Raw genomic sequence first — 740 nt, forward strand, 5'->3', positions numbered from 1 at the left:
GCTTTGTTAGACCAATTAAGTACAATTGTTACGTCGGCAACTATTGTAACTTATGCTATCTTTACTTTTAATGCAGGGAAAAGTATCTATTTAATGTGGACAATCCCATTTGTAATTTACGGGATTTTTCGTTATTTATATTTAGTTCACATGGAAGATAAAGGTGGAGAACCAGATAAAGTTTTATTAGAGGATCAGCATATTTTAATAACAGTGTTGTTATATGCGATAACAGTTATTATTATACTATTGAACTTTTAATTACTCTATTCGGGTTTGTTAAAACGTTTAAGAGGAGTGTCTTAAACGTTTTTTATTTGGAATAAAACATTTTTTGAATATAAACAGTTAAGGAGTATAGAGATGCAACAATTTTTGATGATTATTTTATCAGTTGGTATGGGAGTTGTAGGGCAAATTTTATTAAAGTTTGGCGCAATGAAATCACAAAGTTCAGCGGCTGTAGGTATTATGAATTTCATTAACGTACCGAACTTTTTCGGACTAGCTTTTTACGGTTTAAGTGCATTATTATGGATGATTGTCCTGAGAAAGGTTGATTTAAGTTATGCATACCCAATGGTGAGTTTCGGATATGTATTTGTTATTATTGCGTCAGCATTATTATTTGGTGAAACAATCAATTTCATGAAAATTGCTGGAATGGTATGTATAGTAGCTGGCATTTTATTTATTGCAAAATCATAGGAGGTAAAGCAATGGGAACATATTTATATTGT

1 protein-coding gene and 1 pseudogene are annotated in these 740 nt (G+C 30.7%); both read left to right on the top strand.

The window, feature by feature from the left end; genetic code table 11:
* Window positions 1-261 (top strand): annotated as a pseudogene (locus tag F3I02_RS32280) (decaprenyl-phosphate phosphoribosyltransferase); the annotation flags it as partial.
* Between the two features lie 102 nt (window positions 262-363).
* Window positions 364-708, top strand: a complete 345-nt coding sequence (locus tag F3I02_RS32285) for an EamA family transporter (protein ID WP_001183889.1) — start codon at window positions 364-366, stop codon at window positions 706-708.
* The last annotated feature ends 32 nt before the right edge of the window (window positions 709-740 follow it).

The sequence above is a fragment of the Bacillus sp. SRB3LM genome (assembly GCF_015712745.1).
Classification (GTDB): Bacteria; Bacillota; Bacilli; order Bacillales; family Bacillaceae_G; genus Bacillus_A; species Bacillus_A thuringiensis_K.